The 23,335-nt window shown below is 71.4% G+C and carries 23 protein-coding genes; 17 read left to right on the top strand and 6 right to left on the bottom strand.

Annotated elements, in window-relative coordinates; genetic code table 11:
* Nucleotides 1–264 precede the first annotated feature (264 nt).
* Both VYL96_RS13925 and VYL96_RS13920 read left to right on the top strand, forming a co-directional pair.
* Entirely contained in the window at nucleotides 265–681 is a 417-nt protein-coding gene (locus tag VYL96_RS13925) for a DUF3151 domain-containing protein (RefSeq protein WP_043567286.1), read from the top strand.
* A complete protein-coding gene (locus tag VYL96_RS13920; RefSeq protein ID WP_131885883.1) occupies nucleotides 638–1,930 on the top strand; it encodes an FUSC family protein in 1,293 nt (430 codons plus the stop codon). The genes VYL96_RS13925 and VYL96_RS13920 overlap by 44 nt, the downstream gene beginning before the upstream one ends.
* Here the strand turns inward: VYL96_RS13920 and VYL96_RS13915 are convergent.
* Nucleotides 1,875–2,531, bottom strand: a complete 657-nt coding sequence (locus VYL96_RS13915; RefSeq protein WP_131885884.1) for a hypothetical protein — start codon at nucleotides 2,529–2,531, stop codon at nucleotides 1,875–1,877. The genes VYL96_RS13920 and VYL96_RS13915 overlap by 56 nt on opposite strands.
* 56 nt (nucleotides 2,532–2,587) lie before the next feature.
* Here VYL96_RS13915 and VYL96_RS13910 point away from each other — a divergent pair, with 56 nt between their 5' ends.
* From VYL96_RS13910 to VYL96_RS13885, 6 genes are all read left to right on the top strand, one after another.
* Nucleotides 2,588–3,439 carry a LamB/YcsF family protein gene (locus VYL96_RS13910; protein ID WP_131885885.1) on the top strand — a complete coding sequence of 284 codons (852 nt, stop codon included), beginning with the start codon at nucleotides 2,588–2,590 and terminating at the stop codon, nucleotides 3,437–3,439.
* The gene (locus VYL96_RS13905; RefSeq protein ID WP_131885886.1) at nucleotides 3,436–4,326 is read left to right on the top strand and encodes a 5-oxoprolinase subunit B family protein; all 891 of its coding nucleotides are present in this window, start codon (nucleotides 3,436–3,438) and stop codon (nucleotides 4,324–4,326) included. Before VYL96_RS13910 ends, VYL96_RS13905 begins: the two co-directional genes overlap by 4 nt.
* The gene (locus VYL96_RS13900; protein ID WP_131885887.1) at nucleotides 4,323–5,213 is read left to right on the top strand and encodes a 5-oxoprolinase subunit C family protein; all 891 of its coding nucleotides are present in this window, start codon (nucleotides 4,323–4,325) and stop codon (nucleotides 5,211–5,213) included. The genes VYL96_RS13905 and VYL96_RS13900 overlap by 4 nt, the downstream gene beginning before the upstream one ends.
* A gap of 107 nt (nucleotides 5,214–5,320) precedes the next feature.
* A complete protein-coding gene (locus VYL96_RS13895) occupies nucleotides 5,321–6,607 on the top strand; it encodes an adenylosuccinate synthase (protein ID WP_131885888.1) in 1,287 nt (428 codons plus the stop codon).
* A 179-nt stretch (nucleotides 6,608–6,786) separates the two neighbouring features.
* On the top strand, nucleotides 6,787–7,557 hold the full coding sequence (locus tag VYL96_RS13890) for a hypothetical protein (protein ID WP_131885889.1): 771 nt from the start codon (nucleotides 6,787–6,789) through the stop codon (nucleotides 7,555–7,557).
* A 316-nt stretch (nucleotides 7,558–7,873) separates the two neighbouring features.
* The gene (locus tag VYL96_RS13885) at nucleotides 7,874–9,277 is read left to right on the top strand and encodes a hypothetical protein (protein ID WP_131885890.1); all 1,404 of its coding nucleotides are present in this window, start codon (nucleotides 7,874–7,876) and stop codon (nucleotides 9,275–9,277) included.
* A 138-nt stretch (nucleotides 9,278–9,415) separates the two neighbouring features.
* On the opposite strand, the gene VYL96_RS13880 is transcribed toward VYL96_RS13885, so the two are convergent.
* The 3 genes from VYL96_RS13880 to VYL96_RS13870 all read right to left on the bottom strand — a co-directional run bounded on the left by VYL96_RS13880 (nucleotide 9,416) and on the right by VYL96_RS13870 (nucleotide 11,284).
* Nucleotides 9,416–9,706, bottom strand: coding sequence for a hypothetical protein (locus tag VYL96_RS13880; protein WP_131885891.1), 291 nt, complete (start codon nucleotides 9,704–9,706; stop codon nucleotides 9,416–9,418).
* A 67-nt stretch (nucleotides 9,707–9,773) separates the two neighbouring features.
* Nucleotides 9,774–10,184: a GntR family transcriptional regulator gene (locus tag VYL96_RS13875; RefSeq protein WP_131885892.1), complete on the bottom strand. Its 411-nt coding sequence runs from the start codon at nucleotides 10,182–10,184 to the stop codon at nucleotides 9,774–9,776.
* A 2-nt stretch (nucleotides 10,185–10,186) separates the two neighbouring features.
* Nucleotides 10,187–11,284 (bottom strand): CaiB/BaiF CoA transferase family protein, encoded by a 1,098-nt coding sequence (locus VYL96_RS13870; RefSeq protein WP_131885893.1) that lies wholly within the window; start codon nucleotides 11,282–11,284, stop codon nucleotides 10,187–10,189.
* A 265-nt stretch (nucleotides 11,285–11,549) separates the two neighbouring features.
* Between VYL96_RS13870 and VYL96_RS13865 the strand changes: the two genes are divergently transcribed.
* The 6 genes from VYL96_RS13865 (at nucleotide 11,550) to VYL96_RS13840 (ending at nucleotide 18,011) form a co-directional block, all read left to right on the top strand.
* The gene (locus tag VYL96_RS13865) at nucleotides 11,550–12,260 is read left to right on the top strand and encodes a hypothetical protein (protein WP_131885894.1); all 711 of its coding nucleotides are present in this window, start codon (nucleotides 11,550–11,552) and stop codon (nucleotides 12,258–12,260) included.
* A gap of 97 nt (nucleotides 12,261–12,357) precedes the next feature.
* Nucleotides 12,358–13,743, top strand: a complete 1,386-nt coding sequence (locus VYL96_RS13860; RefSeq protein WP_131886714.1) for an IS1380 family transposase — start codon at nucleotides 12,358–12,360, stop codon at nucleotides 13,741–13,743.
* Between the two features lie 434 nt (nucleotides 13,744–14,177).
* A complete protein-coding gene (gene purT, locus VYL96_RS13855) occupies nucleotides 14,178–15,425 on the top strand; it encodes a formate-dependent phosphoribosylglycinamide formyltransferase (RefSeq protein ID WP_131885449.1) in 1,248 nt (415 codons plus the stop codon).
* A gap of 41 nt (nucleotides 15,426–15,466) precedes the next feature.
* Nucleotides 15,467–16,033 (top strand): DUF1648 domain-containing protein, encoded by a 567-nt coding sequence (locus VYL96_RS13850; protein WP_131885447.1) that lies wholly within the window; start codon nucleotides 15,467–15,469, stop codon nucleotides 16,031–16,033.
* A 129-nt stretch (nucleotides 16,034–16,162) separates the two neighbouring features.
* Entirely contained in the window at nucleotides 16,163–16,594 is a 432-nt protein-coding gene (locus VYL96_RS13845) for a hypothetical protein (protein WP_131885445.1), read from the top strand.
* Nucleotides 16,572–18,011 (top strand): alpha/beta hydrolase, encoded by a 1,440-nt coding sequence (locus VYL96_RS13840; protein ID WP_243699633.1) that lies wholly within the window; start codon nucleotides 16,572–16,574, stop codon nucleotides 18,009–18,011. The genes VYL96_RS13845 and VYL96_RS13840 overlap by 23 nt, the downstream gene beginning before the upstream one ends.
* Here the strand turns inward: VYL96_RS13840 and VYL96_RS13835 are convergent.
* Nucleotides 17,995–19,473, bottom strand: a complete 1,479-nt coding sequence (locus VYL96_RS13835; protein ID WP_063973775.1) for an FAD-dependent oxidoreductase — start codon at nucleotides 19,471–19,473, stop codon at nucleotides 17,995–17,997. The two genes, VYL96_RS13840 and VYL96_RS13835, sit on opposite strands and share 17 nt — an antisense overlap.
* Nucleotides 19,474–19,552: 79 nt before the next feature.
* Here VYL96_RS13835 and VYL96_RS13830 point away from each other — a divergent pair, with 79 nt between their 5' ends.
* The 3 genes from VYL96_RS13830 (at nucleotide 19,553) to VYL96_RS13820 (ending at nucleotide 22,422) form a co-directional block, all read left to right on the top strand.
* Nucleotides 19,553–19,969, top strand: a complete 417-nt coding sequence (locus VYL96_RS13830; RefSeq protein WP_063973774.1) for a rhodanese-like domain-containing protein — start codon at nucleotides 19,553–19,555, stop codon at nucleotides 19,967–19,969.
* An 82-nt stretch (nucleotides 19,970–20,051) separates the two neighbouring features.
* Nucleotides 20,052–21,269, top strand: a complete 1,218-nt coding sequence (locus tag VYL96_RS13825) for an O-succinylhomoserine sulfhydrylase (protein WP_131885444.1) — start codon at nucleotides 20,052–20,054, stop codon at nucleotides 21,267–21,269.
* Nucleotides 21,270–21,273: 4 nt separating this feature from the next.
* Entirely contained in the window at nucleotides 21,274–22,422 is a 1,149-nt protein-coding gene (locus VYL96_RS13820; RefSeq protein WP_187701516.1) for a glycosyltransferase family protein, read from the top strand.
* 46 nt (nucleotides 22,423–22,468) lie between these two features.
* On the opposite strand, the gene VYL96_RS13815 is transcribed toward VYL96_RS13820, so the two are convergent.
* Entirely contained in the window at nucleotides 22,469–23,098 is a 630-nt protein-coding gene (locus VYL96_RS13815) for a hypothetical protein (protein WP_131885443.1), read from the bottom strand.
* Nucleotides 23,099–23,335: the final 237 nt, after the last annotated feature.

The raw sequence follows: 23,335 nt of genomic DNA, 5'->3' as shown, positions 1-23,335 counted from the left end.
CCGGCCTCTCGTTCGTCTCGGGCAGAGACGCCGGTGGAGGCGGGGCGTCGGCGGAGGGGTCCCCGCGCGCTCAGGGCCTCGACACCGGACCATCGATTCCGCGTCGCGGCGGCGGTCAGTGCGGCCTGCGGCAACGCGACCGCGGCGCCCGTCGTGGGGCGCCGCAGGGCTCTCACCATAGCAAACGCTTGTCGTGCGCTCCCCGGACGGTCCGTTTGCCCCTCCCCCGGGAGCGGTTCCGGCAATTCGTGGACAATGGTCGGCATGACCCAGTTCGGAGATCTCCTCGGCCCCCCGCCCACCCGTCTGACCGGCGATCCGGAGGCGGAGGACGCCCTCGCCGCGGGCGAGGACCCCCGCACGGTCGCGGCCGACCATCCGGCGGCGTCGATCGCGTGGGCCGAGCTCGCCGAGCGCGCACTCGACGCCGGCGACGCGGTGACCGCGTACGCCTTCGCCCGCACCGGTTACCACCGCGGGTTGGACCAGCTGCGCCGCCACGGCTGGAAGGGCTTCGGCCCGGTGCCGTACGACCACGAGCCGAACCGCGGGTTCCTCCGCGCGGTCGCGGCGCTGGCCCGCGCCGCGCAGTCGATCGGCGAGGAGGACGAGTACATCCGTTGCCTGGACCTGATCAATGAGTCGGACCCGCACGCCGCCGCGCCTCTCGGCCTGGCGTGATCGTCTAGACGCCCGCGCGCTGGGCGTCTACGCCGCGCTGCCGGTTCCGCTGAGGACGCGGACCCGGCGTCTGGCGTACGCGTTCCTGCCGATCCTGCAGTGCGGCCTGGCCGCCGGGATCGCCTGGTTCATCGCGTTCGACCTGCTGGGGCACCCCGCGCCGTTCTTCGCGCCCATCGCGGCCGCCATCGCGCTGGGCACCGGGATGGGCCGGCGGGTCCGCCGCGGCATCGAGCTGGTGATCGGCGTCGTGGTGGGCGTCGGCCTGGGGGATCTGCTCATCGCGCAGATCGGCTCCGGCCCGTGGCAGATCGCCGCGGTGGTGGTGCTGGCGATGTCGGCGGCCGTGTTCCTCGACCGGGGCGCGCTCGTGGGGACGCAGGCGGCGTCATCAGCGATCCTCGTGGCCACGATCCTGCCGCCGGGTTCGGCGGGCGGCTATGAGCGGATGGTGGACGCCGCCGTCGGCGGTGTCGTCGCGCTGGTGGCGATGTCGCTCATCCCCGTGCACCCGCTGCGGCGCGCCCGACGCGAGGCGGCGTCACTGCTCGGGGTGGCCTCGTCGGTCCTGGCGGAGGTCGCCGAGGGGCTGGACCGACGGGATTCCGACCTCATCCGCGAGGCGCTGCAGGACGCCCGCGACACCCAGCCGGCGATCGACGCGGTGGAGGAGCAGCTCGCGGGGGCGCAGGAGTTGGTGCGGATCTCGCCGTTCTACCGTCGGCGCCGTCCGGAGGAGGTGGAGCTGAGCCGGATCCTCAACCCGCTCGACAACGGCATCCGCAACATCCGGGTGCTGGCGCGGCGGGCGATCGTGGCCGTCGACGACCAGGTCGACGTCCCGCCCGCGCTCAGTTCGCTGCTGGCCGCGCTCGCCGACGCGGTGGAGTTGCTCGCCCAGCGGGTGGCCGCCGACCCCGACGCGCCCAGCGCCGCGAAGGTGTTGCGGGAGCTGCGCGCGGTGTCCGCGCGGGCGAAGCGGGAGCTGGTGATCGGCTCCGGGATGACCGAGACGGTGATGCTCGCGCAGATCCGGTCGATCCTGGTGGACGTGATGCAGGTGGCGGGCCTGAGCAAGATCTCGGCGCTGGCCACGCTGCCGCCGACGGTGCGGACGCCGGCCGTGTCTCCGGAGCTGCTCAAGGAGGAGTGGCCGGACTCGCCCGACCGGCCCGCTCCGGAGATGCCGCCGTTCAGGGCGACACGAGCCTCCATGGCTCGGTATGACGGTAGAAAGTCGTCCTCTTGATGGCCCGCCGGCCGGTGACCCCGTCGCGGGTGAGCAGGCCGGCCTCGGTCCCCAGCTGGACCGCGCGCGCGGCGAGCCACGGCCGTCGTCGCAGCCGGCGGGGGCGGGCGGCCGTGGCGACGACGCCCGGGAGGTCCGGCGTCGGGCGGACGGTGAGGGCGTCGATCTCGCCGGAGAAGACCCGGTTGTCGTCGGCGTAGGCCTCGCCCACCAGATGGCCGCCTTCCGGGCCGCGGACGGTGGCCTCGCCCACGAGGGCGGTCCCGGTGTCGTCGCGCACGAGGGGCACCTCGCGGGCCTCGCCGCGGACGCCCAGCTTGGCGGCCTCCGAGCCGGTCGGCAGGCCGTACGCCTTGGTGGCCGGCGTGGGTTCGTCGGCGACGTAGGCGATCTCCACGTCGAGGTTCTCGGTGCGCATGAGGCGGGTGAGCAGCGCGGCCAGTCCGGCGTCGGTGCCGCACACGACCAGCCGTCGGCGGGTTCCGACCTCGGAGAGCGCGCGGGTGACCTCCTCCTTGGTGGGAACCGCACTGACCTCGACGCGTAGGTGTTCGCCGAGGACCGTCGGAACCGGCGCGGAGCCGCAGCGGATGACGATCATGACCTCCATCATGACCGCAGCGGCCGCAGGGGGCGAACCTGGGGCAGGATGGAGGTGTGCATGCACAGGCGCCCGACATCGATCGCGGCAGGATCGATCTCAACTGCGACCTCGGGGAGGCCCGCCGGGGCACTCCGAGGTGGTCGGCTTCGCTCGCGCCGCACGCCGGGCCCGACCCCGACGACGCCGCCCTGCTGGAGGTCGTGACCTCCGCGAACGTCGCGTGCGGCTTCCACGCCGGCAACCGCCCCACGATGAACGCGACGGTCGTGGCGGCCGCCGAGCGGGGCGTGGCCGTGGGCGCGCACCCCTCGTACCGCGACGCGGAGAACTTCGGGCGCGTCGAGCACGACCTCGACCGCGAGGAGGTCGCCCGCATCGTGGCGTTCCAGCTGATCGAGCTCGACATGGCCGCGCGGCGCCACGGCTCGCGGGTGCGGTACGTCAAGCCCCACGGGGCCCTCTACAACCGCATCGTCCATGATCGCGAGCAGGCCGCCGGTGTCGTCGACGCTGTCCTGGCCTACGCCGCGGTCGCCGACGAGGACCCGCTGCCGATCCTCGGCCTGCCCGGCGCGGTGGTCCTGGCGGAGGCCGAGAGGGCGGGCGTGCGGGCCGTGACCGAGGCGTTCGCCGACCGCGGCTACCGACCCGACGGCACGCTCGTGCCGCGTGGCGAGCCGGGAGCCGTCATCACCGACGCCGACGAGGTCGCCGCCCGCGTGGTGGCGATGGCCACGGGACGGGAGATCACGGCGTCGGACGGGTCGCCGATCGTGGTGGAGGCCGCGTCGATCTGCGTCCACGGGGACACGCCCGGTGCGGTGGACCTGGCGCGTCGGGTGCGGTCGGCGCTCGAGGCGGCCGGGGTGCGGCTGGCGCCGTTCGTGCCCGCGGGGGAGAGATGACGACGACGAGGATCCGCCGCTGCGGAGAGGCCGCGCTGCTGCTCGAGTGTGCGGGTCTGGCGGAGGCGGTGCAGCTCGCCGGGAGGGTCCGCGGGTTGCGGCCGGAGGCCGTCGACGTGGTCGCGGCGGCCCGCACCGTGCTGGTGACCGCGCGGGAGGCCTCCGCGTTGCCCGGGCTGCGGCAGAGGGTCGAGGCGCTGTTGGCCGAAGGGCCGCCGTCCACCCAGGATCCGCCGCCCACCCAGAATCCGCCGTCCACCCAGAATTCGCCGTCCACCCAGAATCCGCTACCCGGGGACCGGATCCGCTACCCCTATGCGGGTAGCGGATCCGGAGGGGGAGTAGCGGATCCTGGGGCCGCGGGCGGGGTCGGGGGTGCTGGCGGGGTCGGGGCCGCGGGTGGGGCGGCCGAGGTGATCCTCGACGTCCGCTACGACGGGCCCGACCTGCACGCCGTCGCCGACCTGGCCGGGCTGTCGACCGAGGCGTTCGTGCGGACCCACACGGCAATCGCCTGGCGGGCCGCGTTCGGCGGGTTCGCGCCCGGATTCGCCTACCTCGTGGACGCGCGGGAGCTCGATGCTCGCAACCCGGACGCGCGCGGAGGCGAGCAGCGCGTCCACGCCGAGCCGCGACCCCTGCCGACCGTGCCGCGGCTGCCGTCCCCGCGGGCGCGGGTGCCGGCCGGATCGGTGGGCCTGGCGGACCGGTTCTGCGCCGTCTACCCCGGCGCGTCGCCCGGCGGGTGGCAGCTCATCGGCACCACCGACGCCCGGCTGTGGGACGTCGACCGCCCCGACCCCGCCCTGCTGACGCCCGGGACGGTCGTGCGGTTCCGTGACGCTGGCGGCTCACGCGGCTCCGGCGGCCCGGGCGCGGACCGATGAGCCTGCTGGTGCTCCGGGCCGGGCCCGCCGTCCTCGTGCAGGACCTCGGCCGCCCCGGACACGCCGACCTCGGGGTGACCGCCTCCGGGGCCGCCGACCGCGCCGCCGCGGCCACCGCCCTCCGGGCCGTCGGCACCGACCCCGCCGCCGCGGTGCTCGAGGTGCTGCTCGGCGGGCTCACCGTCCTCACGGACGCCCCCGCGATCGTGGCGGTCACGGGGGCGGAGGCCCTCGTCGTCGTCGTCACCCCCGACGGCTCCCGCCGCACCGCCGCCACCGGCGACGTCCTCCGCCTGGACACCGGGTCGACGCTGGAGATCGGCCGGCCCGTCGCGGGGGTGCGCAGCTACGTGGGCGTGCGCGGGGGCATCGACGTGCCGCCGGTGCTGGGCAGCCGCTCCCGTGACACCCTGTCCGGGCTCGGCCCGCCGCCCGTCACCGTCGGGGACGTCATCGACGTCGGCGACGCGGTCGTGGGCCCGTGGGCGGACGGATGGCAGGCGGCCGTCGGCGGCACCGACGCCCGCCAACCCGTCGACCTCGACGTCATCCCCGGCCCGCGCGACGACCTCTTCCCACCCGAGGCGTGGGACGTCCTCGCGGCGACCGGCCACGTCAGCGGCCACGCCGACCGGGTGGGCGTGCGCATCGACCCCGCCCGGCCCGTCCCGCGGTTGTCCAGGGGCGAGATCCCCAGCGAGGGCATGGTGCGCGGCGCCGTCCAGATCCCCGCCGACGGCCGCCCCGTGGTGTTCGGCCCCGACCACCCCGTCACCGGTGGCTACCCGGTGATCGGGGTGCTCACCGCCCGCTCGGCGGACAGGATCTCGCAGCTCCTGCCCGGAACGCCCGTGCGACTGCGCAGGCTGCGGGGGGTCGGCGACTAGGGTGAGAGCGCGGATGCGACTATTCTGGAGCGCTGGTGTGCGCGGAATCACGACAATGTGCCCGTCCCTCACCGTGTAGACGACTCTTTTCGAGGTGAAAGCGAACCATGCCAGCGATCGTTCTGATCGGCGCCCAGTGGGGCGACGAGGGCAAGGGTAAGGCCACCGACATCCTGGGCGGCCGCGTCGAGTACGTGGTCAAGCCCAACGGCGGCAACAACGCCGGCCACACCGTCGTGGTGGGCGGCGAGAAGTACGAGCTCAAGCTCCTGCCCGCCGGCATCCTATCGCCCACGGCCACCCCGGTCATCGGCAACGGCGTGGTGGTGAACCTCGAGGCGCTGTTCGAGGAGATCGAAGGCCTGCAGGCCCGCGGCGCCGACACGTCCCGCCTGCGCATCTCGGCCGACGCCCACCTCGTCGCGCCGTACCACCAGGCGCTCGACAAGGTGACCGAGCGATTCCTGGGCAAGAAGGCCATCGGCACCACCGGGCGCGGCATCGGCCCCACCTACGCCGACAAGGTCTCCCGCGTGGGCATCCGCGTGCAGGACGTGTTCGACGAGTCGATCCTGCGACAGAAGATCGAGGGCGCGCTGCACCTCAAGAACCAGATCCTCGTGAAGATCTACAACCGTCGAGCGGTCGAGGTCGAGGAGATGGTCGAGTACTTCCTGTCCTACGCCGACCGCCTGCGGCCCATGGTCTGCGACACCACGCTCATGCTCAACGAGGCCCTCGACCGCGGCCAGTCCGTCCTCATGGAGGGTGGCCAGGCCACCATGCTCGACGTGGACCACGGCACCTACCCGTTCGTCACCTCGTCCAACCCCACCGCCGGCGGCGCGTGCGTCGGCTCCGGGATCGGGCCGACGCGGATCACGCACTCCCTGGGGATCGTCAAGGCGTACACCACCCGCGTGGGCGCCGGGCCGTTCCCCACCGAGCTGTTCGACAAGTGGGGCGAGTACCTGCAGGTCACCGGTGGTGAGGTGGGCGTGAACACCGGCCGCACCCGCCGCTGCGGCTGGTACGACGCCGTGATCGCCCGGTACGCCGCGCGCGTCAACGGCTTTACCGACTACTTCCTGACCAAGCTCGACGTGCTCACCGGAATCGGCGAGATCCCGATCTGCGTGGCCTACGACGTGGACGGCGTGCGGCACGACGAGATGCCCATGACGCAGACCGACTTCCACCACGCCACGCCGATCTACGAGACCATGCCGGGCTGGGACGAGGACATCACCGGGGCGCGCGAGTTCAGCGACCTGCCGCCCGAGGCCCGCGACTATGTCCTGCGGCTCGAGGAGTTGGCCGGCTGTCACATGTCGTACATCGGCGTGGGCCCGGGCCGGGACCAGAACGTGGTGCGGCGCGACATCCTGGCCTGAGCGGGTCCACTTTGCGCGGGGCGGATGTGGCACCAGTGGCTCGTGTGACTGGTGATCTGGATCATGATGTGAACGTATGACAGATGTCGTACGAACATGCGATACCTAAGTTCCGGCGACATTGGTGAACTTCCAGGGGCCGGCCAGATAGGCCGGGCTCGACCTGCGAGGAGTCCCCGATGCGTACCCCCATTCGATTCACGTCTCTGTCCGCGGCGGCATGCGCCGCGGTGCTCGTGCTTGCCGGCGCCCCGGCGGCCTCCGCGCAAGGGGCAGGGAGCCTGGCCGAATCTGGCAGTACCGCTCTCCCTGTCTTCGATTCTCGGAGCAAGGCGTCGCTCACCGACGAGGGCGAAGGAAAGTACGCGGTCTCGTATACGAACGGCTCCAGCCATGACCTCGCGTGCTTCGGTGCTGTGCTTCCCGAGGACCTCGCGCACGACTACTACGAGGAGTTGGCGGGCGCCGACTGGGAAGCGGCACTCGCCGGGGAAGAGGATCTCGCAGACCCCGAGCTGCAGGCTGAGATTGATGCTGCGGCCAGCGCGGGTCATATGGCTTTCATCACGGGAACCGATGGCGTCGGTTTTGTGGACTACCTTCGCGCGATGATCAAGAATGCGTATCCCGAGATGACAGATGCAGAGGTCGAGGAGATGGTCGATATGCTCCGGGAATCTGGCACCTATGGTGATCTGCTCAACGACGATGTCAAGTTGGTCAACTTCGTAGACAAGGGTACGACCAGCACCTGGGCCGCACAGATGGGTGTGGCACTCCCGGAGTCCGAGAAGGCGGGCGGGGTCATCATATGTTTCAACGGGTTCGGCAGTGACTTCACCGCCAGTGAGGTCACGTACGTCGAGATCGAGCATGCCGAAGAAGGGCAGGGATCGCTCCTGTCGAACGTGTTGGGCTCCCTCGACATCGGGGGCTCGCTGGGGAGCTGACCGTGGGCGGGAGCTGGCAGCGGCCCGGCTCGGCCGTCCCTGACAACACTCCGCCCCGGACGGCTTCCGCGTCGTCCGGGGCGGAGGTGACGGATGGTGACTAAAGAGATCATCCTGTCACGTAATTCGTGCGTTTGGGGGACAGCGGCGCCGACGCTCCCGCTGACATGGTCTTACCGGGAGGTCGGACGGCCTCCGAAGATGCGAGCCCCGTGGGCCACGAGACCTGGAGAGACCATTGCGATTGTCAACGAGAATCGGAGCGCTGGCTGCGTCGGCCGCGCTCGGGGTGGCCACACTAGTCGGCGGCGCGGGAGTGGCGTCCGCGCAGCCTTTCGACCCGGTCATCGATGGGCCGAGTTCAGTCGGGGTCGAGGTCGACGAGGCCGGCGAGTTGGTCGTCTCGTACGACAACCAATCAGAGCTGGATCTGACCTGCCTTGTCTTTGTGTCCACGTATGAAGTGGCCTACGAGATGTTCGAATTCCTGTCCGGCGGGGAGCCGAACGCCGAGCTACCCGACTACGCCCAGGAGATGGTTAACGAGGCGATGGCTGATGGTGTTCATGCCGCCAGCATTTTCACCGTATCCCAGGGTTCCAGCGGGCCGGTCGAGGCTGGTTTCCTGGCCGAGTACGACTTCTCGGACACCCAGCCGGTGGCAACCACCTGGTGCGCAGGCGACGGAGGCTACTACGAGCTCGAGATGTCCGACCTCGACCTACCGGGCTCTGGCGGAGTGGCCGTTCTGGACAGCCCCAGTGTGCTCACGGTGACCGGACGAGGGACGGAGACCCTGGTCGAGTATCGGAACGAGTCCGGTCGGGGCCTGTACTGCATTGCTCTGGTCGGCGAGCCCACGCTGATCGGCGATTTGTACGCCAGTGTCGAGAGTGATCCGGCGAATAGTAATGGGCCCGACCCGGTGTTCAGTGAGTTGTTGGCCACGGCCGCTGCTGCCGGCAAAGTCGGAACCTATGGTGGAGTGGTCGATCCGGGTTCCACCGTCGTGCTTGAGGGAGTCACGGAGAATGTCGAACCCGCAGGGATCCTCACCGACGATTCCTTCGACCCGGTGGGCGTCTCGTTCTGCTCTCTGTTCGCCGGCGAGGACACGTATACCGAGGTCGAGATCAGCCAGGCGGGACCCGGCGACGACGATGACGACGAGCAGGCAATCGTACTCCCCGCACCAGTGATCGATGGTCCGAGCGCACTGAGGATTCACCCCTCCACGCTCCCGGGTGAATACTTCCACTACTCCTACGACAACCGGTCAGGACGAGATCTCATCTGCACTGTGTTCCTCGGTTCCGCGGAGTACATCGAGGCGCAGCTGACCAGGGTCAATAAGGATGATCTGACAGTCGAGGAGGCACTCTGGCTACCCTCCTCCGCCGAGCAGGGGGAGGCGGGCTGGTTTGTCTCGCGGGCCGGCACCAACGGTCCGGTCAGCACGTTGCCGGTCGGGGGTCCGGGTACTACGGAGACGGAGCCTCATGCGGTGGCGTTCTGTGTGGACGCGGAACTCGACGGCGACACCCTGGTGGGGGCCATCGGCGACCACTTCGAGATCGAGACTGCCCACTACGTGCTCGACGACGATGGCGACGGCCCAGGTGACGACAGCCCTGGTGACGACGACGATGCCGATCCGCAGCCGATGAGCATCATCGAGCAGATCATCGACGCGATCGACGTGTTCGGTTCGCTCAAGTAGGTGCTCGACTGTTGCAACACATGAGACGGTCACAGCACATGAGACGGTCGACCTGACCGGCGGGGTCACGCTAGAGGATCGGTTCGGGCCGGTCTGGATCGGTTCGGACCGGTTCGGGCCGGTCCGAACCGATGTGCGTCAGAGCGGCAGGCCCGGGATCGGCGGGAGCTCAATCGCGCCGCCGGCGACACCCGCACCGATCGCCAGAGCGGCCGAGACGGCGAGGCCCGCGACGAGCACCAAGCCGGCCTGCGCGAACTCGCCCTCCAGCGAGCCCGAGGTCGAGCTGCCGGGGGTGTCGGCGTACTGGACGACGCCGGTCTCAGCCTGCGTCGAAGTGGGGGCGGCGTAGGCGGGGGCCACGGCGACGGTGGTGGCTGCGGTGAGCGCCACGGCGGCGGCGAGGGTTCCGGTGCGAGTGATGGTCATACCCGGAACATCGGCCTCGGTAGCGACGGCATTACGCGCGGTGTGGAATCTCACGGTGACCGGGCGTTCAGCGGTCGGTCGTTGCCGGTAGGCGGCTGAACGCAGCGCGGACCGCGGAGAGGGATTCTTCCAGCGTGAAGCCGGATCCCGCGGCGCGTTCGGCGAACTCCTCGGCGGCGCGAGTCAGCACCGCGGTGGTGAGATCGGGTGCGGTGACGAAGGTGCCGGCGCGGCCGCGACCCTCGAGCAGTCCGGCCTCCTCGAGCTCGCTGTAGACCTTGGCCGCTGTCCGGGCCGCGATACCGACGTCGGAGGCCAGAGCGCGGACCGGCGGCATGCGAGTGCCGGGTGTCAGCGTCCCGCGCCGGATCGCCTCCGTGATCTGCGCCTTGAGCTGACGAAACGGGGGCTCGGTCGAGTCTGGATCCAACGCCAGGACCACGCCGTCTTCCCGCGAGCCGGTCCCCGCCTCGCCCATGCTCAGACCCAGATCTGGTCGATCGCGGTCGCCTCACGCGGCGGCGCGGACGGGACCGGGGCGGCCGGGGTCCGTGAGAACCGCGGCGCCGGCGCCGGACCGAGATCCCCGGCGACCTCGACGAACGTCTCGCGGGCGGTGTTGTGCGGATGGTCCAGCGCCTCGGTGTAGGTGAGGACCGGCGTCGTGCACGCGTCGGTGCCGTAGAACACCTCGGCCCACTCGTCGCGGGTCTTCTCGGCGAACTTCCCGGCGATCAGCTCGCGTAGCTCGTCCCAGCGATCCATGTCGAACTGGCCGGGCATGCCCTCGCCGTCGACGCCGAGCAGCCGGGCGAACTCGGCGTAGAACTGCGGCTCGAGGCAGCCCACGGCCATGTATTTGCCGTCGGAACAGGTGTAGACGTCATAGAAGGGGTAGCCCGTGTCGAGCATGTTGGTCCCGGCGACGTCCGACCACTGACCGCGGGCACGCATCGCCCACTGGAACTGGCCGAGCACCGAGGCGCCGTCGGTCATGGCGGCGTCGATGACCTGACCCTCGCCCGAGGTGGAGCGCTCGATGATCGCGGCCAGGATGCCCTGGATGAGGAACATCGAACCGCCGCCGAAGTCGCCGACCAGGTTGAGCGGCGGCACCGGGCGCTCGCCCTTGCGGGCTGTGGCGTTGAGATGACCGGTCAGGGAGATGTAGTTGAGGTCGTGGCCGGCGGTGTGGGCGAGCGGGCCGTGCTGGCCCCAGCCGGTCATGCGGGCGTAGACCAGGCGCGGGTTGAGCTCCAGGCACTCGTCGGGTCCCAGGCCCATGCGCTCGGTGACCCCGGGGCGGTAGCCCTCGACCAGCACGTCCGCCTTGGCGATGAGTCCGCGCACCTGCGACAGGCCCTCGTCGCTCTTGAGATTGGCCTCCACCACGGTCCGGCCGCGGCGGGTGATGTGCGCCCAGCCGCCGACCTGGGTGGCGAGCTCTCCGGGGCGCATGACCGTGACGACGTCGGCGCCCAGGTCCGCCAGCATCATGCAAGCGTGGGGGCCGGGGCCGATGCCATTGAGTTCGACGACGCGGATGCCGGCGAGGGGGCCGGAAGAGGAACTGGTCACAGGTGTGCCCTTTCGTGTGGCTTTGGACACACATTATCGCCTAACCGTCGGGCGGGTTAGAGGCAGGTGGCCGGTACTGCTGTTGCGCCTGTGGCCAGTGATAATAAGAAAGTTAACATCTAGTTATAGAACCCTAAAGTTTGCGCCGCTTACGACCGCTGTAGGTGTGATCTATGCCACGCTCAGCGAAGGCGTTCACCGGAGCGTCCGCAAGTGTCACCGCGGTCCTCGATGTGGTGACTATCCCTCACTGCAAGGAGCATTCATGTTCACTCGAAATCGATTCGTTGCCGGAGCATCGGCCGTCGCTCTCGCCGCTGGGGCCACTCTCGCCGGAGCCGGTATGGCCGGCGCCCAGGGGTCGTCGGAGATCGCGGCGGATCTCGAGCTCGCCGCCACCGCACTCAACGGCCCGGTGACGGTGACCCCGAATGACGAGGGTGGCCCGACCGTCACCTACACCAACGAGGGTGACGCGTTGCAGCACTGCGTCGGGTTCACAATGCCGTATAGCTCGGTCGACGAGGTCGGACTTGACCCCTCGGCCGGCAACCCCATGGACCTACTGCCAAAGATCATCGAGATCCAGGCCATGGGCGGCGTGTCGATGCTCGGTGCTGCCGCTGACGGTGAACCGACTACCTATGACGCCACCGCAGACAACGGCATAACGCAGGCCGCGCTTCTTCTGATCGCTACAAAGGCGGGCGTAGCGCTTGACGAGGGGGAGTCCGTGACCTGGGAGGCCACCGCGCCCGAGGAGCCGGCTGCCGCGGCTGTTCTCTGCATTCCCGACGCCGTGGCGGGAAATGAGGCGCGTATCGCGGCGATCGAGACAAACTTCGGCATCGATCCGGAGGTAGTCGCGAATCAGATCAACGACCGGCTCGGGCCGCTGGGTTCGATTACCGCAGGCAGCGTGAGCGGCGGCAGCGTCGAGATGGGCGCTAACCTCGGTCTTTCACGGGGGCCGTGAGGTCTGGTCTTGGAAATGACGTGGGAAGTGCTCCGGAGCTGGGATGATGTGACTTATCTAAGGTCCACATCGGTTCAGTTCGAGGAGCACTTCCCAGATGAAGTCTAGCGGGTCGTTTCGGCGGTTGAAGGTCAGTGCGGACGGGTCGGGTGTTGTCTCGCACGCAGGGTTGGGGATGCTGCGGGAGCTCGCCGAGCGCACGGGCCTGGTCACCGCGCTCGAGGACGCTCTGGCGGACACCTACCGCGGGGCGTGGGTCCACTCCCCGGGCCAGGTGCTGACCGATCTGGCCGTCGCGGTCGCCGATGGCGCGGATGCGATCACCGGGATCGGGGTCCTCGGTGATCGCGAGGACGTATTTGGGTCGGTGGCCTCGATGCCCACCGCCTGGCGGGCGCTGGACCGCATCGACACTGACCACCTTCCGGCGGTGCGCGCCGCACGGGCCGCAGCCCGGCAAGCGGCGTGGGCCGCAGGTGCCGGCCCTGACCTGAGTCAGGAATTGTGCATCGATCTGGATGCCACGATCACGGTGGCTCATTCGGAGAAAGAGAACGCGGCCGCGACCTGGAAACGCACCTTCGGGTTCCACCCGTTGCTGGCGTTTTTGGATCGGCCCGACATCGCCGGTGGTGAAGCCCTCGGCGGGCTGCTCCGACCTGGCAATGCTGGTTCGAACACCGCTGCCGACCACATTCAGGTCCTGGACATGGCGCTGGCTTCGCTACCGGCGCATGCGCGTCCCACCCCGGGCGATCCCGGCGGCCCACGGGTACTGGCTCGTTCGGATTCAGCCGGCGCGACCCGAGCGTTTGCTGCCGCTTGCCGCGAGCGTGGGGTCGGGTTCTCCTTCGGGTTCCCGGTGGACTTTCGTATCAAGAACTTCGTCGATGGCATCCCCGACGGGTGTTGGTACCCGGCCATCGACACCGATGGCAACATCCGCGACGGTGCCTGGGTCACCGAGGCCACCGCCAACATCGACCTGTCAGCCTGGCCGGACGGGGCACGGCTGATCCTGCGCAAAGAGCGGCCGCACCCCGGGGCGCAGCTGACGTTCACCGATTCAGACGGCATGCGGATCACCGCGTTCCTCACCGACACCCCACCCGGAGTGATCGGCGGCAATATCGCCGGCTTGGAGCTACGTCACCGCCAGCACGCCCGGGTGGAGGACCGTATCCGGCAGGCCAAGGCCACCGGGCTTCGCAACCTGCCCTGCCGAGGGTTCACCGAGAACGCCGCCTGGCTCGAGGTCGTCATGATGGCCACCGACCTGATCGCCTGGACCAAACTCATCGCCTTCCAGGGCGACCCGGCGCTGGCTCGCTGCGAGATCGGGGCGTTCCGCTACCGCGTGCTCCACGTGGCCGCCCGCATCACCCGCAGTGCCCGACAGACCTGCCTGCGCATCGATAAGACCTGGCGTTGGGCGAGCGCCATCGCCGCAGGCTGGCACCGAATACGCACCGCATTCGGTTGACCACCGAACCTCTGCCCCGACGAGCCGAAGGACCCCCGGAACCCGCTGCCCCGGCGCGACAGCCGGGCCCCAACCATGCCCCGACATCGAAATCAGCCCGAAACGGCTCCGGCCACGCTTCAGCGGCGTGATGCAGCCGGCCCGTGAAAGACCGAGGCTAACGTCCTCGGCTCGCTCGCCGGAGCAAGCGCGGAGGACGAGCCCGTCGACGATGAGGGGACCGACGCCGGCAGCGCGGCCGCGAGCTCGGGCGTCAGCGAGGCCGGCAGCGGCGGGGACGAGCAGGAGAACGGCACGGTCGAAGCCACCACGGTCGGCTGATCCGATAACCATCCCCCATCATCCCGACCGGGCCCGGCACCTCACGGTGCCGGGCCCGGTCGTCTGTTCAGCCGCGCTCCGAGCGTCGCCGCAGGTCTACTAGCGTGGACGATATGACCGACCCCCATGATCCACTCGCCCCGCCCGCCGTGGACCGCTTCGGCACGCCGGGCACGCCGACCGCGACCCGCGTGATGCTGCTCGGCTCGGGGGAGCTGGGCAAGGAGGTGACCATCGCGCTGCAGCGGCTGGGGGTCGAGGTCATCGCGGTCGACCGCTACGACGGAGCCCCGGCCCACCAGGTCGCGCACCGGTCGCACACCATCGACATGACCGACGCCGACGAGGTGCGCAGGGTCGTCGAGCTGGAGAAGCCGGAGGTGATCCTGCCGGAGATCGAGGCCATCGCCACCGCCGCGCTCGCGCAGATCGAGCAGGACGGGCTGGCCCGGGTCGTGCCCACCGCGCGCGCGGTGCGGCTGACCATGGACCGGGAGGGCATCCGCCGCCTCGCGGCCGAGGAGCTGGGCCTGCCCACGAGCCGCTACGCGTTCGCCTCCTCCCTCGAAGAGCTTCAGGACGCGTGCGAGGCCATCGGGTTCCCGTGCCTGGTCAAGCCCACCATGTCGTCGTCGGGTAAAGGCCAGTCCACCCTGCACGGCCCCGAGGACATCGAGGGTGCGTGGCAGTACGCGCAGTCGGGTGCCCGCGTCGCGGGGGCGCGCGTGATCGTGGAGTCGTTCGTGGACTTCGAGTACGAGATCACCCTGCTCACCGTCCGCAGTGTGGACCCGGAGACGGGCCGGATCCGCACCGACTTCTGCGAGCCGATCGGGCACACGCAGGAGCGCGGCGACTACGTCGAGTCGTGGCAGCCGCAGCCTATGACGCAGGATGCCTACGACTCGGCGCGGTCGGTCGCGGCGCGCATCACCGGCGCGCTCGGCGGGGTGGGCGTGTTCGGAGTCGAGCTGTTCGTCAAGGGCGTCGACGTCTACTTCTCCGAGGTCAGCCCCCGCCCCCACGACACCGGCCTCGTCACGCTGCGCAGCCAGGTTCTCAGCGAGTTCGAGATGCACGCCCGCGCCGTCCTCGGCCTGCCCGTGGTCACGACCATGGCCAGCCCGGGCGCGTCGGCGGTGATCTACGGCGGCGACGGCGTGGGCGACGGCGCGGAGGGCGTCGGCTTCTCCGGCGTCGCCCGCGCCCTCGCGGTGCCCGAGTCCGACCTGCGGCTGTTCGGCAAGCCGTCGGCCACCGAGTTCCGCCGGATGGGCGTGGCCGTGGCCACCGCCGAGGACGTGGACGGCGCCCGCCAGCGGGCGCGCGAGGCCGCGTCGCGCGTGACGGTGGTGAGGTAGGTGCCGCCGGTCACCGCGAGTAGGTGGGAAGGCTCCGCTCGATGACGACGACGAGGTCCGCGGCAGACGACGCACGCGATCTGCCGCCCGAGCCGACGGCTCCGTGGATTCTCGTGCTGGCCGGGGGAGTGGTCCTGCTGTGGCTGGGAGTGCTGGCCTGGCAGGTGGCCGTCCTGCCCGAGCGGGTGCCGACGCACTTCGGCGCCGACGGGCGGGCCGACGGCTGGTCCAGTCGGACCGGGGCGCTCGCGTTCTCCGCGCTGATCCCGTTGCTCGTCGTGCTGCCGATGCCGCTGTTGTCCCGGCTGGTGCTGTGGGCCCCGGGCCAGATCAACGCGCCCAACAAGGAGTGGTGGACGGCCACCGGGCCGAGGCTGCGGCGGTTCGAGCGGTTGATGCGCGAGGACCTGTGGCTGATCACGACGGTCACACTGCTCCTGCTGGTGGCCGGGCAGGTGGGCATCGTGCTCGCCGCGCGGTCGGGCGGCGACGCGATGCCGACATGGATCCTCCCGGTCGCGCTGGTGGTCTTCCTCGTGGCGATCGGGGCGGTGATGGCCCGGATGTTCATCGGCGGCCGGTACGCCGCGCAGCCCGATCTCGAGTGAGTGATGCCCCTGTGGATGGTCGTCGACCCCGTCCACAGGCACCTGGCGGCGAGGGCTTCGTGTCGGTGCCGACCCCTAGCGTGACCTGACGAGCGGCGCGGAGTGCCGGGCCGGAGGGGAGCGGGGTCGATGGCAGGGCAGGACGGGGGAACAGGCGCGGTGGCCGTGGGGGATGCGGCGGCCGCGGCGGTGGTGGCGGGCACGACGGCCGCGGCGGCGCAGGGGCCGCTGGGGACGGCCGTGCTGGCGTTCGAGCAGGCGGCGGTGACGGCGGAGGCCACGCGAGTCCGCGAGGCCGGGCGGGAGCTGGCCGAGCGGGCGGTGTCGCTGAGCGCGGCGCTCGAGGAGGCGTCCGCGGTGGCGTCCGCAGCACAGGCAGGTGGCGTCGGTGGACTATTCAGCGGCGGCGCGCTCGCCGAGTGTGCGGCGCTGCTCGCCCGCCGGTCCCGCGCCCTCGCGGAGGAGACGGAGCGGTCGGCGGACGGGATGGCGCGGGCGGCGGGCCTGCTGACGGCGGCCGACGAGGAGGTGGCCGGTCGTGTCGCCGGCGCAGGGGGCTGACGGACTGGTCGCGGCGATCGACCTGGCGGCCGCGCGGGCGGCGGAGGTGGGCCGACGGATCGCGGATTCCGCCGAGGACCTGGATTCGGTGGCCCGCAGGCTCGGCGGGCGCGCGACAGGCGGGGAGTGGTCGGGCCGGGCGGGGGACCGGGCCCGCGGCGAGGTCGCCGACGCCGCCGGCGAGGCGCGGATGCTCTCCGGGAACTGCCTCTTCGTGGCCGATGTCCTCAGGGCCGAGGGGAGTCGGCTCGCCCGCGCCGTGACCGGGTGGGACGCCGCCGAGGCGGCCGAACCCGGAACCGGGGACGCGGTCGCGGTGCAGGACGCCGACCGGGTCCTCGCCATGAGGCTGCGGGAGGCGGCGGACGCGCTGGCCGGCCGGGTTGATCCCGCGACGAGGCCGTGCCTGGACCTGTCGGGATCGACCGACGACGACCCGCGCGAGGTCGCCCGACTGTGGCACGCGCTCGGGCCCGCCGACCGCGCCCGGCTGGCGCGCGACCACCCCGAGCTCGGCTCGGTGGACGGGCTGTCGTCGGCGACGCGCGACGCCCTCAACCGGACCCGGCTCCGGCGGCTGCTCGACGCGTCCGGGTCCGCGGCGGGGGCCGGATCCGGCGCCAGCGGGAGGCTGTCCGACGAGGCGGCTCGGGACCTGGCGACGTTGGCCGCGTATCTCGAGCAGGACCCCCGGAGGCACCTTCTCGACCTGCATCCCGACGGTCGGGCGGTGGTCGCCGGCGCCGACCCCGACTCCGCCGAGCGGGTGGTGACGCTGGTGCCCGGTACGGGTTCCTCTCTGGCCGACCTCGGGCGCACCGGGGAGCGGGCAGGTGCGGTGTGCGAGGCGGCGGACGCGGCCGGGGAGTGCGTGTCGGTGTCGTGGCAGGGCTACGACGCGCCGGACGGCATCGTCTCCGCCGGCTCCTCCGCGGGCCCGGCGTGGGCACACGCGGACGACCTCCGGACCTACGCGGCCGGGCTGGACGCGGTCGAGGGGCTGGACGGCGACGACGCGCCGCACGCGACCGTGGGCTACAGCTACGGCTCGGTGGTCCTGGGCGCGGCCGCCGCGGACCCCGAGGGGCTCGCTGCCGACCTGATGATCCACGTCGGCAGCCCCGGCGCGGGAGTCGAGTCGCTCGACCGGCAGTGGGTGGACGAGGCGGGCGTCAGCCGCCCGGCGGTCGACGACGACGTGGTGGCCGTGGCCTCACGCTGGGATCCCGTCCCGTGGTGGTCGATCACGGGCGTGCTCGGCGAGCGGCCGGGGGCCGACGAGTTCGGCGGCCGCTCCGTGGACGTCACCGAGCCCGGCGCGGGACCGGAATCGGTGCGCACCGCGCACTCGCGCTACCTCGACCCGGGGACGGTGTCGCTGACGGAGATCGGCCGGCTCGTCAGCGGGATCGAGTAGCCCGCGAGGAGCGGGCGATGTCGAGCATCTCCGCCCGGCCCGGCAACTTGGTGCGCTCGCGGCCGGCCGCCTCGCCGAGCTCACGCTCGTGGGCGTCGATCGCCAGCCAGGCGTCGCCGTCGACGACGTCCACGCCGCGGTCGGCGAGCAGGTCACGGACGGCGGACGGATCGGGGTCAGCGGGCTCGGGCAGCGTGCCGGACTCGAGCTCGGTGGTGAGATGACCGACCGTCTCCACCGCGCACGACCGGTTGGTCCCGATGACGCCGGAGGGACCGCGCTTGACCCACCCCGCCGTGAACAGCCCCGGCAGGTGATCGCCGCCCGGCGCGTCGAGCACCCGGCCGCCGTCGTTGGGGATGGTCGCCCGGGAGTCGTCGAACGGCACGCCCTCCAGGGCGGCGGAGCGGTACCCCACCGCGCGGTACACGGCCTCGACCGGCAGATCCTCGAAGCGGCCCGTGCCGCGCACCCGGCCGACGACCGACCCGGCGTCGGCCGGCGCGGGATCCGGCTCGGTGATCTCCAGTCGCAACCCGGTGACCCGGCCGTCGTCGCCCACGATCTCGACGGGGGACCGGTGGAAGCGGAACCGCACCACCTTCCCGCCGGCCGCGAGCGCGGAGGCCTCGGCCTCATCCGCCGTCTCGAGCCCGGCCTCACGCTGCGCCCCGACCCATTTCTCGAGTTGCGCGCACACCTGCCCCACCCGGCGATCGCCGTCGCGGAGGGCGCGCGCCTCGTCGTCGTACTCCAGGTCGTCGGGATCCACCACCACGGTGACGCCCTCCACCTTGGCCATCTCCCGCAGCTCCAGGGGCGTGAACTTGGCGTGCGCCGGACCACGGCGCCCTATCACCGACACCACGCGCGTGACGTTGGTGCCGAAGCCGTCCCGCACGTGGGCGGGGATGTCCGTCGGCTCGAGCTGCTCCGGACTACGCACCAACATGCGCGCCACGTCCAGGGCCACGTTCCCCACGCCGACCACGGCCGCCCGCTCGGCGGTGAGCGCCCACTCCGGGTGCGAATCGGGGTGACCGTCGTACCAGGTCACGAACTCGGCGGCCCCGTACGATCCCTCCAAGTCCTCGCCCGGGATCCCGAGTCGGCGGTCGGCCAACGCGCCGGTGGAGAACACGACCGCGTGGTAGAAGCGCCGCGCGTCGTCCACGGTCAGGTCGCGGCCGAACTCCACGTTGCCCAGGAACCGGATGCGCGGATCCGCGGCGATCCCCTCGAGCGTCCGCGCGATGCCCTTGATGCGGGGGTGATCCGGGGCCACGCCGTGACGCAGCAGCCCGTACGGCACGGGCAGGCGGTCGAGCAGGTCCACCACGATCCCGCGCCCCGACGGATCCCGCGAGTCGCTCCAGTCCAGAAGGGCTTCGCTCGCGTACACGCCCGCCGGGCCGGACCCGACGACGGCCACACGGAAGGGGTGATCTGTGAGCGGCGTCATATCCGGATCGTCGCACAGAACGGCCACCGGGGTACCTCGACCCCGCCGATCGGGCGTCGGGGGAGCATAATCGACACCCATGAGCGACTACGCCGGGGACCTACCGCCCCGCCAGGCCTGGGAACTGCTCGCCTCCGATCCCGACGCCGTGCTGGTGGACGTCCGCACCAGCGCCGAATGGCAGTGGGTCGGCGGCGCCGATCTGTCGGAGCTCGGCAAGCGCACGCTGGGCATCGAGTGGATGACCTCGGCGGGCCAGCCCAACGCCAGGTTCGTGGAACAGCTGGCCGAGGCGGGCGTCGAGCCCGACGCGCCCGTGCTGTTCCTGTGCCGCAGCGGACACCGGTCGGCGGCCGCGGCCCGGGTCGCCACCGCCGCCGGATACGGCGCCGCCTACAACGTGGCCGGCGGCTTCGAGGGCGACCCCGACGCCGAGGGGCACCGCGGCACGGTCAACGGCTGGAAGGTCGCGGGCCTGGCCTGGCGTCAGTCCTGACCCGTTCCGCCCCCACGCCCGGCCTGCCCACACACGGACCGCCCACACACGCACGCACACCCGAGTACACAGAAAGCAGCGGATGAAGAACAACGAGCTCCCCGACGGTCTCCACCCCGACACCCTGGGGGTCCGCGCCGGCCAGATGCGCACGGCCTTCGAGGAGACCACCGAGCCGATGTTCCTCAACTCCGGCTACGTGTACGAGTCCGCCGAGGCGGCCGAGGCGTCGTTCAACGGTGAGAAGCAGCGCTTCGTCTACTCCCGCTACGGCAATCCCACCGTGGCGATGTTCCAGGAGCGGCTGCGCCAGATCGAGGGCGCCGAGGCGTGCTTCGCCACCAGCTCCGGCATGTCCGCGGTGTTCGTGGCGCTGGCCGCGCTGTGCGGCAACGGATCCCGGCTCGTGGCCTCCCGCGCGCTGTTCGGCTCCTGCTACGTGATCTGCGCGGAGATCCTGCCGCGGTGGGGCGTGGAGACGGTGTTCGTCGACGGCGCCGACCTCGACCAGTGGCGTGAGGCGCTCAGCGAGCCCACCGACGCGGTCTTCTTCGAGACCCCCTCCAACCCCATGCAGGAGCTGGTCGACGTCCGCGCGGTGTGCGACCTGGCCCACGCGGCCGGCGCGCAGGTCGTGGTGGACAACGTCTTCGCCACCGTCCTGCACCAGAAGCCGCTCGAGCTGGGTGCGGACGTGGTGGTGTACTCCACGACCAAGCACATCGACGGCCAGGGCCGCGTCCTCGGCGGCGCCGTGTTGGGGACCGAGGAGTACATCTCCGGTCCGGTGCAGAACCTCATGCGCCACGCCGGGTTCGGCATGAGCGCGTTCAACGCGTGGGTGCTGGTCAAGGGCCTGGAGACCATGGGCCTGCGCGTGGAGCGGATGTCCGCCAACGCGCTCGAGGTGGCGCGGTTCCTCGAGTCCCACCCGGCGGTGGACTGGGTGACGTACCCGATGCTCGAGTCACACCCCCAGTACGAGCTGGCGCGCGCGCAGATGTCCGGCGGCGGGTCCGTGGTGACCTTCGGGTTGAAGTACGAGCAGGGCGACGACGGCGAGGGCGGCCACGGCAAGAAGGAGTGCTTCGCCCTGCTCAACGCGCTTCAGGTCATCGACATCTCCAACAACCTGGGCGACGCCAAGACCCTCGTGACCCATCCTGCGACGACGACCCACGCGTCCATGGAGCCCGAGGCCCGTGCCGCGGTGGGGATCGGCGACAACGTCATCCGCCTCTCGGTGGGCCTGGAGTATGTTGGAGATCTGATCGAGGACCTGCGCCGCGGTCTAGACTGACGCTATGAGCGTCCTGGGTGGCGGGTCGCGGACGAGGGTGGCGGTGCTACCCGCCGCACATCCGGCCGTGCGCCGCATCATCGGCCTGGACGGGGCCGAGCACGTGGAGCTCGTGCCCGTGCGGCCCGGCGTGGTCAACGGGCACACCCCGGCCGAGGCGGTGACCCCCGCCGAGCTCGACCCGGACTCGGACGCCTCCGGCGAGATCCACCGGGACGCCGACCCGCTGCGGGACGTCGATCTGGTGCACGTGCACTTCGGCTACGACTACCTCGAGCCCGAGAGCGTGGACGGCGTGGTCGAGCACCTCGAGACGGCCGGGGTGCCGTTCGTGCTGACCGTCCACGACATCGTCTACCCGACGCACGAGGACGAGCTGCCGCACCGGGATCACACCGGCACGCTGGTGGAGGCCGCGTCCGCGGTGATCACGCTGACCGAGGTGGCGGCCCACGAACTGTGGGTGCGGTGGGGCGTGGAGCCGGTCGTGGTGCCGCACCCGCGGCTGCTGGACGAGGCGGAGATCTCCGCCGCCGTGCGCGCGGGCAAGCACCTGCGCGGGCCGGACGACCCGCTCGTGGTGGGGGTCCTGCTCGAGCGGATGGGCGAGAACATCGAGGGCCCCGAGCTGTTGGACCAGCTCGCGCCGGTCGCACAGGGCCGCCGCGGCGCCCACCTGCGGATCGTGGTGGAGGCGCAGGCGTGGCGCGACGCGTGCGGCGAGGACCGCGAGGCCGGCGGGCACCACCTCGTCGCGGAGCTGGCGGCCGAGGGCGGCTGGGAGTCGGTGCGGTTGGTGCGTTACGAGTCGCTGGATCTGGGGCCCGTACTGCCGGAGTTCGCCGCGCTCGACGTGTGCGTCCTGCCGTACCGGTTCGCCACCCACTCGACGTGGCTGGAACTGTGCCGCGACCTCGGGGTCGCGCCGGTGTTCCCGTCGGTGGGGTTCCTGCGGGACCAGTGGTTCGACCGGTGCGACCCGGGCGAACACTCGGGAGAGGTGTACGACCCGCGTGATCCCTCCGCGGTGGCGGTGGCCGTGCGCGCGGCGTCGGAGGATCCGCGGGCCGTGCCGCCGCGGGTGGCGGGCGCCGATCCGGAGACCGTCGTGGCCACCCATGCGCGGATCTACCGTGAGGCCGCCGGCGGCTGAGAAGGCGACCGGGCGGACGGCACGGTCGGGTTATTAAGCGGGCGGCTCAGGCGGTGGCGTCGCTGCGGGCGATGTCGACGGGCCACGCCAGCGTGAGGACCGAGTCCGGCGCCGGGGAGTCGGCGTCCATGCTCAGTTCGAGGCACACGGTCACCGCCGCGCCGGGTGTGGTGCGGGTGGCGCCGGGCAGGATCAGCGGGACGTCGGAGGTGGGGGCGTCGACGGGCACCGGCTGCTCACCGTCCCCGGCGAGGACGTTGTCCGAGTCGAGGCGGAAGGCCGGCGCCGCACAGGCCCCGCCGCGGGAGGCGACCGCCCGGATCCGCACGTCGGCGGCGGCGGCCGGGTCGCCCTCCACGAGGACGCCCTCCCCGATCGCCACGTGGGCGTCGTCGCGCGAGTTGACGCTCGTGCGGAGGGTGAGCGGTTGGTAGGCCGAGCGGTCCCGCAGGCCGGCGGTGTCGACGCGGACGGGGAAGTGGCCACCGTAGGAGGAGATGGGCGCGGTCCAGGTGGTGCCGAAGTCGGTGGACGCCTGGACGGACCAGGCGGAGCTGCGGAGCTCGGACTCGCGGGCCTGCTCTTCGCGGTCCTGGAGAATCATCGTGGCGCCGAGGGCACAGGCGGAGGAGGCAGCGAGGGCCACCAGGGCGGTGGCCGCGTGCCTGATCCGCATGACTCCTCCGAAAATGCGCTCCCCCGGAGGTCGGTTCAGGGGAGGGGCCCTGGCCACGCGATGCGCGGTGACTTCCGGTTCACGAAGAATATTGCTGACGCGGCCGTACTCGTTACAGCAACCCGCGGCGTGTGGCCGATCTCATCAGATGTTCCGGCGGCCATGTCACGGCCGGGCCGCTGACGCGTCGGCTACCCGTGCACCTTCCGCGCCGAGGTGGGGACAGGGCGCTACGAG

The organism is Dietzia maris (assembly GCF_036287335.1).
Lineage (GTDB): Bacteria > Actinomycetota > Actinomycetes > Mycobacteriales > Mycobacteriaceae > Dietzia > Dietzia cinnamea.
Note: the sequence above shows the minus strand (reverse complement) of the source record. Positions and strands in the feature narration are given on the sequence as shown.